General features: G+C 37.3%; 13 protein-coding genes. 1 reads left to right on the forward strand and 12 read right to left on the reverse strand.

Annotated features, from left to right (window positions below; translation table 11 throughout):
* Positions 1-38: 38 nt before the first annotated feature.
* From DXD92_RS12830 to DXD92_RS12890, 12 genes are all read right to left on the reverse strand, one after another.
* Positions 39-380, reverse strand: coding sequence for a hypothetical protein (locus tag DXD92_RS12830; protein WP_118640643.1), 342 nt, complete (start codon positions 378-380; stop codon positions 39-41).
* Between the two features lie 60 nt (positions 381-440).
* Positions 441-692, reverse strand: coding sequence for a DUF7678 domain-containing protein (locus DXD92_RS12835; RefSeq protein ID WP_118640645.1), 252 nt, complete (start codon positions 690-692; stop codon positions 441-443).
* Between the two features lie 3 nt (positions 693-695).
* On the reverse strand, positions 696-896 hold the full coding sequence (locus tag DXD92_RS12840; protein WP_118640647.1) for a hypothetical protein: 201 nt from the start codon (positions 894-896) through the stop codon (positions 696-698).
* Between the two features lie 19 nt (positions 897-915).
* Positions 916-1,896 (reverse strand): DHH family phosphoesterase, encoded by a 981-nt coding sequence (locus DXD92_RS12845; protein ID WP_158581787.1) that lies wholly within the window; start codon positions 1,894-1,896, stop codon positions 916-918.
* An 82-nt stretch (positions 1,897-1,978) separates the two neighbouring features.
* Positions 1,979-2,380 (reverse strand): DUF1653 domain-containing protein, encoded by a 402-nt coding sequence (locus DXD92_RS12850; protein ID WP_243104897.1) that lies wholly within the window; start codon positions 2,378-2,380, stop codon positions 1,979-1,981.
* A 5-nt stretch (positions 2,381-2,385) separates the two neighbouring features.
* Complete coding sequence (locus tag DXD92_RS12855; RefSeq protein WP_118640651.1) at positions 2,386-3,009, reverse strand: DUF5688 family protein; 624 nt, start codon at positions 3,007-3,009, stop codon at positions 2,386-2,388.
* A 259-nt stretch (positions 3,010-3,268) separates the two neighbouring features.
* The gene (locus tag DXD92_RS12865) at positions 3,269-3,523 is read right to left on the reverse strand and encodes a hypothetical protein (protein WP_118640655.1); all 255 of its coding nucleotides are present in this window, start codon (positions 3,521-3,523) and stop codon (positions 3,269-3,271) included.
* The gene (locus DXD92_RS12870) at positions 3,520-3,852 is read right to left on the reverse strand and encodes a hypothetical protein (RefSeq protein ID WP_118640657.1); all 333 of its coding nucleotides are present in this window, start codon (positions 3,850-3,852) and stop codon (positions 3,520-3,522) included. Before DXD92_RS12870 ends, DXD92_RS12865 begins: the two co-directional genes overlap by 4 nt.
* A gap of 4 nt (positions 3,853-3,856) precedes the next feature.
* Positions 3,857-4,606, reverse strand: a complete 750-nt coding sequence (locus tag DXD92_RS12875; RefSeq protein ID WP_118640659.1) for a hypothetical protein — start codon at positions 4,604-4,606, stop codon at positions 3,857-3,859.
* A gap of 42 nt (positions 4,607-4,648) precedes the next feature.
* Positions 4,649-4,975, reverse strand: a complete 327-nt coding sequence (locus DXD92_RS12880) for a hypothetical protein (protein ID WP_118640661.1) — start codon at positions 4,973-4,975, stop codon at positions 4,649-4,651.
* Between the two features lie 478 nt (positions 4,976-5,453).
* Positions 5,454-6,155, reverse strand: coding sequence for a hypothetical protein (locus DXD92_RS12885; RefSeq protein WP_118640663.1), 702 nt, complete (start codon positions 6,153-6,155; stop codon positions 5,454-5,456).
* A gap of 16 nt (positions 6,156-6,171) precedes the next feature.
* Positions 6,172-6,756, reverse strand: a complete 585-nt coding sequence (locus DXD92_RS12890) for a DUF5662 family protein (protein WP_118640665.1) — start codon at positions 6,754-6,756, stop codon at positions 6,172-6,174.
* A 649-nt stretch (positions 6,757-7,405) separates the two neighbouring features.
* Between DXD92_RS12890 and DXD92_RS12900 the strand changes: the two genes are divergently transcribed.
* A complete protein-coding gene (locus DXD92_RS12900) occupies positions 7,406-8,581 on the forward strand; it encodes an IS110 family transposase (protein ID WP_118640669.1) in 1,176 nt (391 codons plus the stop codon).
* The last annotated feature ends 154 nt before the right edge of the window (positions 8,582-8,735 follow it).

Here is an 8,735-nt window from a genome sequence, read left to right on the forward strand (position 1 = left end):
AGGAGAGCCTCAGATTTTCCCAAGACTCTCCAATACAATTAATCTTCATCGACAAAACCGATTAGTAATGAAACTCCCGTATCATTTGTAAATCCATCGACCTTTAAAAAATCCTGTCCTACAGTCCCAAGATCTTTGATGGCGATATCGTTAACTAATGCCATCTTTCCGCAACTGTCTTCCCAGAAATCGTCAAGTTTTCCAACACTCATATTAGGCTTTGGTAAGTCTTTATATGGTTTTGAAATAATTGCTTTTCTAGGCTTCGGCAGTTTCTTTCCTGTCACTACTAAAACGATACCTCCAACAACCACTCCGGTTCCGATGAGGATCTCTTTCTTATGTTCCTCTACAAATGTTTTGATTTCTTCTAATTTCATAGCTGTTCTCCTTTCAAGAATATCAATTGTTTTTCATATGAGTGCATGTTTATCTCGCGATTATTTATACAAATTCAGAACATACTCAAGAGCTTTCCTAGCGAGATCATCTTTCGGCTCTATATCCCAACCACGATCATAATGGACAATACAACTTTCGAAATAATGCCAGGGAAGAAATTTATCATCATATCCGATCCACAGTTTCGAAATTCTTCCATCATTGATTCCATACTTACTACCGGTCTTAAAAACTTTTGCCTCATATACGAATTTAGAACCATCAATTTCAAAAGATCCTTTTTCCCACATAACTCATTCCTCCACCTTTTCTATATGCCATTCTGCTATATCAATGGTTTCTATGCCATGCAATGCCATCATATCATCTAACATTGCAAAATCTTTAAGAGTTGGTGATTTTGGATACGTAAATAGTTGACGATTATACTTGTCTTTATATGGTGATCCAACGATCGTCTCTCCGTCTCTTAATATTATTATGATTCGCTTCATAAAATATCTATCTCCTTTCTCAAATCTTATACTGACTACCAGATATGTTGTTTATCAATTCTTCCACCGTATCTGGATTAAGTAATGCTCCAGCGGCTTTCGGATGTCCGCCTCCACCATATGCATGAGCAATTTCGTCTCCGAGGTTAATATTGTCTTTAATTGTTCGAAAGCTTATCTTGCCTTCGGAAATGTCAATGATTGCGATATACGCAAGTTTCGGGTTTAGTTCACATAAACGATTACCAAGTTCACTGATATATCGTTCCGCAAATACCACTCCATATCTGTTTCCAAACATATCTTCCTTTTTAATAATCTGAGAATTTTTCTTATCAATATAGTGATTTATGTCTTTTCGTAATTGAGCAAGCATTGTTTTCTCTTCCAGTCCAAATGCCGGAAATAAATCAGCATCTTCCAATGATATTTTAGGAATAATCCATTCGATAAATTCGACAATCCCATACATTGAAAAGAGATCATTCATATCTTTGCTGATATTTCCAATATTCCCGAGTTCTTTCCAATGCCATGTATCCCAATCTCTCACTATAGTGACAAATTTGCCGATATTTTTCACAGCATCAATATTATGTATGTCAAGCATTGAAAATTCGCATAAATACATGTAAAACAACTCGGTTCCAGAAGTTTTAAGATGCCCATACATCGGTGTATTCTCCAAGACCTGGCACCAATCATATTTATTCAGCCAAAGTGCAGTCGCATGATGATCGAATAATCGAGGCATTATATTATCCTTGTGTTTTTCTATCTGTCTTGCAACCTCTTCGCTAACACTTAGATCAGTGATATAGAGGCAATAATATGCTGAATTGGATAAACTACGGCTCATAATAAATTTGAGCACTTTCTGATTAATATTATTATATGAGCAAAATTCAACGTCAACATTTTTATACCCGAATGCCAAATACGCAAGAACAGCGCATCCTACACCATCGAGATCTGTATGTGTAAATAATTTAATCTTCATTTTCATTTCCTCCAGTTTTATTTTTATGCAACATTGAGATTATTATGAGATTTTGTCAACTAATTCAAACCGGTATTTACGTTTAATATTTGGATATTTTTTTATGATCGACTTTTCCCATAAACATATCAAATGGTCTGACAAATACGTCTCCATAGTGAACATCTGATTCGATAGCTTTTCCATCATATAGTGCTTTGTAAATCACAAACATTTCGCCAGTTTCTGTATGCCGCGCAAAATGCAAGACTTCATACCTATATAGATTATTATTTTTCCTGATACACTTTTCATCAAGTGTCTCTCTTTTGAAATGTTCAACGATAGCTCCCTCATATATTCTTGCTTCCCCTTCTTTGGCTGTGACCTCAATGCGATCGGTTACTTCGTTATAATTTGGGCATTCCCTGTCGTCCAAACGCATACATGGCCCATCTCCAATGCTCTTAAAAAATCCATAAATACAATTTTCGCATTCGATCATAAATATCACTCCTTTAACTCATTTACCGTTTTCATAACATTTAAAAATTCTTCTTTTGCCCTGGCGTTAATAATCAATCCAGCTTCGGTACACCACTGAACTTCATATGAAAGAATATCACTCTCATTCACAATTGCTCTACTTGCATTGCAATCTCTTACAATTTTAAAGAAATCTTCTGGATCGAGAATATCATAATCTGGCGCTATCATTACCTCATGGATCGATGAAGGCATAACAAAATAATTTCTTCCAAGATGCTGCCAAATAGCTTTTCTGATTTCTTTATCAAGAATCAAGCTTGCCCCATAGTCTTCGTTTTCATAATCGAGCATATATAAATTTAAAGTATCTTCCTCATATATTAAGCCAGTCACATGCGCTCCATGGCTACGATCTGCCTCAATTGCAGCCGTATGAAGAATGGCTTGTGTAATATCCAACATCTGAAGCATTTTGTATGTTATGATTGTTTCTTCAGATTGATTGGGAGATAACAGCACATAATAAAACGAGAAATCTCCCTCAGTTCCGATAACATAATCTTTTCCATCTTCAAAATTTGTTCTCTGAAAATTAATCATACGAATACTAAGTCTATCTTTTATCTCATCAAAATTTTTATTCATAGTGTTATCCCCTTTCTATTAGGTTAAAATATCAATCTATACAGTATGTAAATAACATCAAAGAGCAAAAGTCCTCTGAATATAACAATGATTACACCGGCTATAGGCAAATAAATATTTTCCAATTTTGTATAGTTTTTGCATCTAAATCTGATCTTGTCCATAGTATTGAGAATAAATTTATAATAAAACTTTCCAATCCAAACTACGATAAGATAGATAATAAACATGATAAATGTGATTTTAGCCAACATAAATATCAATTCTCCTCTTTAGCAAAATCATCTTGTAAAACAATAAAATTAGGAAATCCCAAACGTTTCCTCTGTTCTTTTGACAAAAGACTCGCCGCATCGAAAGTCTTCTTAGTATTCGCAATCCATTTATTCATTGTTATATCATTCCCATTTTGCATGAGTACAGTAGCTTTTCTAAGCTCAAGATATGCTGAATACATTATCTTCAATGCATCTTCTGTATGTCTCATTTTTTTCTTCAGTTCTTTCTTTTTCATTTGAATACCTCCTCATAATCTTCAAATTCACAGGGTTTCCCATCCAGCATACGATCAACTCTCCATTGAATATATGCTTTTTCTTTCTGCCAAACAGCATCGACAATCTTTAAAATATCATCAGTGTATGTGTCTTTAAATCTGCTTAATGTATATTTTAATGGAACGATATCTATCACATGCTCTTCCCTATAGTGCTCACTGAATACGCTAATATAAAATCTTTTAATTAGTCCCGGTTTTGTCTCGAATGTTACGCCAAGCCCATACTCAAAACATTTTCTTGCGATTTTACCAGTAAATTCTGCAAAGGTATTTATTTCTTTCATATCTCTAGTCCTCCCTGTTATAGTGATAAGACTTTTTCGGAATCCACTCCCTGATCATACATGTACGTCTTCCACCAAGACTAATTTTAGCACGAACGACATATTTCTTACCTGGCTCTACAGTACCGCCCAACTTCTCTAAGTCCTCTAAACCGTTCTTAACAGTTTTTCTTTTAGACTCTAAGATACTGCAACCATAAGACCAGTAGCAATCTTTTCGCTCAAAGTTCAGAAATACCCCATCGCACGAAACCGCTTCGTCTACTAACACAGGAATCCACGGAGTCTCCTTAAGCCATTCGTCCAGAAATTCTGTATACTTATGGTTTTCTACATACTTATAGAACTTAGAATGTACACCGTCAGAACCATGGGTGAGTGAAAACCGCTTCGTTCTAGCGTCCCATAGAATACTTACAAAGAAGCAGCAGTGACCATACATTACTCCTATTCTCTTACCATCGGTATCATAACTGCTTACCCGATAGCACTTGTCCATATGACTGGTTACCCAGTCATAAATCCTATCTTTTTCCATTGGAGTCATACCATGATTTTTCATCCATTCCATTGTTAAAGGCTGCCTGTGAGCCTCGAAGAACTTTACATCCTGGAAAATGTCTAAGTGACTAAATATATCCTTATCCAGATAGTACGGAAGACTTACATCTTGAACAGAATCAAACTCTTTTCTATTGACAGGATCATCTCCAACCTGTAATCCAGCTTTTATCAAAGCATCTTTTAAATTCATTATTTACATTTCTCCTCTCTATGCAATTTTATCTTGGATAATCTACTCCTCCATCCTTTTTCCAACTATAACATCAGCCATAAACGTTATGGAGTTACTTGGAAAATGCTCAGATTTTCGATTATCAATAGCTGTAAATGTTGTATAATCCCTCAATTTTGGTATGAGATCCTGGATGAGGTCATCTTGAATACTTTCTGGATAATATAAAACACGGGGATCATTACGTCGCATAGTAATAACTGATCTAAGATTTTCACACCGAATATGTTCTGGGTGTACGATCAGCGTATTATTACTTGTTGGCATAAAATTTTTATAAAATTCAAGTTCCCTTTTTGCTTTTTTCAATTTCTGTCTCAGATTCATTTTTATCTCCTTTCATAATCGAATCGTGCATATACTCCATCGCTGTCCGCACAGTATCCGAGGTATTCATTCCTGTTGCACGTCTAAGATCTTCTAACCTCTCAGCCTCCTCCTTAGTCATCCGAACCCGGCAATTAACAATTCTGGGATTATTCGTCGCCGGTCTTCCTCTTTTAGCCAAAAATATCGTCACCTCTTTTCTGTATTACATAAAATCTAAAAAGAAAAGAGAGCCAAAACCTTTGTAGGTTCAGACCCTCTTCAAAACTACTTATTCAGTTCAACATGATCTTGAATACAGCGATCATAAACTGAAAATAGTTTCCTTCCTTACTGATTATATGACCCTTATTATTAAGACCTCTGTAGTAAGTAAGCTCCCATTTTCTTTTCTTGAATAATCTTCTGATCTTCATTGTCATTTCCTCCTAAATATATTTCTATAAAGGGGAATGTTTATTTCGCGGAGTAACCACTATTATTTTCTTCCAGCTTTGCTTTCATCTTCACTCTTGATCCGCTCCTCATGTAATCTCTGTCTCTCTTTATATTCCTCTGGAGAAATCTCTGCAAATGATACCTCACTCTCTTTAAAGTATCTATTTACCTCAACTCTTTCCCCGTCTGCTTTCTTGATGTATAAAATAGCTAAGGTATCATAATCTCCATTTTTCCGGTCTGTCAAAAGTTCATCACATACGATAACATCCGGTCTACTGTTAGGCATATAAGGAAGAGTGAGCGGATACATCTCATTATAAATCTTTGCTACAAAACCATTGTGCCAGCTTACATGAGGGTTCTCCTCATTTGTACAGTAATATCTATCAATATCACTGTAAGTTACTGATCCATCCTGAGCAACTCTCTTGAATAGACTACTCATTCTCTTACACTGATACCGTTTACTTTTGTCTCGGCTATCAATACGTGGCTCTCCCCATACCTCCTCTGTATCCTCAATAGGAGTAAGAGGCTTTCTATCAATCAAGCGGTTAAGGATATTCTTAGTAATTCCAATACTCAGACCACTATGATCATCACCTAAGAGGCTTTTAAAAGCTTTCATAGCACTGTTATAGCAAGCACAACCATAATCCCACTCACTCTCAGGCTTATCTCCTCTTTCTCTTTTACTTGCAATAGCTACCTCATTCTTAGCCCATTCTAACATACTCATTACTTACTTCTCCATTTCACAATATTTTCTGTACATAGTTTACTGGTATCTCAGCTATACCGCCTTTTTTTTCTCTCTCCAGCTTTGCTTTCATCTGCTTGAAAATATCCTCCACCTCAATTCTTGTCCGATCGCTGAGCTTCATGTACGCCTTGTGCTCATCATACCATTTGAAAATTTCGAAAAGATTTTCCTTTGCCCAGCTGAACGCCCACCAATCACAAATCATTTCGATGATATACTCATAAGGCATATCAAGAGTAATCTCGCCTTCGTTTGGATCATCATTAATAAGAATCCAATACTGCCAATGATGTGGATTGCGATGAATATGCCGCAACCAAGCCCATTGGTATTGTACAACAACCCACCATGACCGATTTCCACCATAAAAATATGCATCGTACGCTTCATACTCGTCTGGTTTATTTTTAGATGCATCATGCGAAAATATGATCTGATGCTCAAGATCTACAGGAATTTCATACTCCTGCTCATTTGCCTTTGTAATCACTTCTGGCAAATTTTCCTCCATCCAACGAAATCCTTTTGCCACATTGTCTCGATGATTCTTCAAATATAAATCATATTCTCTACTCATTTTTCATACTCCTTAGCCCACAAACATTTTCTAGGTACTTTTTTCCATGCAACAACATCGTAACGTTTACACTCGTTATCTTCCATGACTAAGTTATCGTCAACTGGAGCCCGACAGGATATATATACCTTATATCCTCTAAATACCCGCATTCTCTCAAGATTTACCCACGTATCGCTCCATTGCGTATAATGAAGAAGCATCACCCGTGAATAATATGTTCCAGCTCCGTCACTACATGTGCACAAATACCACCCGTCTTTCTTTGGCTTAAAAATCGGATAAGGTCTCCAAATATTTAACATAATACCTCCATATCATATTAATCTCTTTCATTGTCACCTATGTACGTAAAATATCAATTATATATTTTTCCGCTTTTCTTATCTCTTAAAACAATCCTCGTATTATATAGTAGTAGTGTTTATAGACCCTCTCCAAGGTCTGTATGCTATACTGTTTGGAGATACTGTGGATTGGTTTCACCTTCCTACCACTTGATGGTTTAAGAAAGGCTCCAACCACAGCCTCTTTGTATCGTTGTTAATCAGTTAGATACCGCATGACGGTTGATTTAGAACGAGGTTACAAGCGCAGAGAGCCCTGTGGTTCCAAGCAGTATCTAAATCTATTACTAAGGAGTGTTCTTATGATCTACGTTGGAATTGATGTCGCGAAAGATAAACATGACTGTTTTATTACGGACTCAGATGGCGAAATCCTTTTTCCTGTTTTTACCATTCAGAATAACCGGGATGGCTTTGATGATCTTTTTGCCAAGATCCTTTCTATTTCTTCAGATTTCTCTAATATAAAAGTAGGACTGGAAGCCACCGGACACTACTCTTACAACCTGCTCGGTTATCTCCTTGACAAAGGTCTCCACACCTTCGTCATCAATCCGCTCCACACAAATCTTTACAGAAAAAGTCTCAGCCTTAGAAAGACGAAAACGGATAAGGTTGATGCCCGAACCATTGCTATGATGCTCATGTCTGACGTGAACTTGAAGTCCTACTCAGACATATCTTACCACAACGAGGAGTTAAAGTCACTCACTCGTTACCGTTTTGATAAGGTTCAGGAACGGGCTCGCCTCAAACAGTCTGTCTCCAGGCTTGTTACCATTCTTTTCCCGGAATTGGAAAAACTGGTTCCCACACTTCATATCGCTTCCGTTTATGCCCTGCTTTCGGAACTTCCTTCTACAGGAAAGATTGCCTCCTGCCATTTAACACACCTGACAAAACTGTTGGAAAACGCCTCGAAAGGCCGTTACAGCAAGGAGAAAGCGATTGAAATACGGGAGGCTGCCAGAGTCTCCATCGGTTCAAACATGCCTGCCAAATCTCTGGAATTAAAACACACACTCCACCTGATCAGCGAACTAGACTCCGAGATCTCAGAGATTGAATCCGAGATTAAACAGATCATGGATCAGATCTCTTCCCCAATCCTGACCATTCCCGGAATAGGTTACCGTATGGGCGCGATGATCCTTGCTGAGATTGGGGATTTCTCCCGCTTTGATTCACCGGATAAAATCCTGGCGTACGCCGGAGCTTCTCCATCCACCTATCAATCCGGGCAATTGGAATCCTCTTATTCCCATATGGAAAAGCGGGGATCGCGTTATCTGCGTTTTGCCCTAATCAATGCCGCTAAGTACGTCTGCCACTGGGATGAAACCTTCGGTGCATATCTTCAGAAGAAGATTTCTGAAGGGAAGCACTACAACGTTGCCATTACTCATGCCACAAAGAAACTTGTGCGGTTAATCTATGCAATGGAAAAATCCGGCAAGCCTTACATAAAAACGGCATAACTTTTTCTGTTCTATAACACTCTCTTTGAGCACCGGTATACGATGCTCTGTTTGTCATGCGATTTTCAAGGTACAACTATATCTGAAATGCGTTTCCGCAATTCATTCACAAAATCTTCATTTTAGACTTGACTTTTAATAGTTAGTCTTTCTT

Source organism: Blautia sp. TM10-2 (assembly GCF_003480845.1).
GTDB classification, from domain to species: Bacteria; Bacillota; Clostridia; order Lachnospirales; family Lachnospiraceae; genus Fusicatenibacter; species Fusicatenibacter saccharivorans.

What these genes read in the sequence shown, in the direction of transcription:
- DXD92_RS12900 (WP_118640669.1), top strand. Translation starts at nt 7,406, where the DNA reads ATGATCTACGTTGGAATTGATGTCGCGAAAGATAAACATGACTGTTTT.
- DXD92_RS12835 (WP_118640645.1), bottom strand. Translation starts at nt 692, where the DNA reads ATGTGGGAAAAAGGATCTTTTGAAATTGATGGTTCTAAATTCGTATAT.
- DXD92_RS12850 (WP_243104897.1), bottom strand. Translation starts at nt 2,380, where the DNA reads ATGATCGAATGCGAAAATTGTATTTATGGATTTTTTAAGAGCATTGGA.
- DXD92_RS12880 (WP_118640661.1), bottom strand. Translation starts at nt 4,975, where the DNA reads ATGAATCTGAGACAGAAATTGAAAAAAGCAAAAAGGGAACTTGAATTT.
- DXD92_RS12875 (WP_118640659.1), bottom strand. Translation starts at nt 4,606, where the DNA reads ATGAATTTAAAAGATGCTTTGATAAAAGCTGGATTACAGGTTGGAGAT.
- DXD92_RS12830 (WP_118640643.1), bottom strand. Translation starts at nt 380, where the DNA reads ATGAAATTAGAAGAAATCAAAACATTTGTAGAGGAACATAAGAAAGAG.
- DXD92_RS12845 (WP_158581787.1), bottom strand. Translation starts at nt 1,896, where the DNA reads ATGAAGATTAAATTATTTACACATACAGATCTCGATGGTGTAGGATGC.
- DXD92_RS12890 (WP_118640665.1), bottom strand. Translation starts at nt 6,756, where the DNA reads ATGAGTAGAGAATATGATTTATATTTGAAGAATCATCGAGACAATGTG.
- DXD92_RS12870 (WP_118640657.1), bottom strand. Translation starts at nt 3,852, where the DNA reads ATGAAAGAAATAAATACCTTTGCAGAATTTACTGGTAAAATCGCAAGA.
- DXD92_RS12855 (WP_118640651.1), bottom strand. Translation starts at nt 3,009, where the DNA reads ATGAATAAAAATTTTGATGAGATAAAAGATAGACTTAGTATTCGTATG.
- DXD92_RS12885 (WP_118640663.1), bottom strand. Translation starts at nt 6,155, where the DNA reads ATGAGTATGTTAGAATGGGCTAAGAATGAGGTAGCTATTGCAAGTAAA.
- DXD92_RS12865 (WP_118640655.1), bottom strand. Translation starts at nt 3,523, where the DNA reads ATGAAAAAGAAAGAACTGAAGAAAAAAATGAGACATACAGAAGATGCA.
- DXD92_RS12840 (WP_118640647.1), bottom strand. Translation starts at nt 896, where the DNA reads ATGAAGCGAATCATAATAATATTAAGAGACGGAGAGACGATCGTTGGA.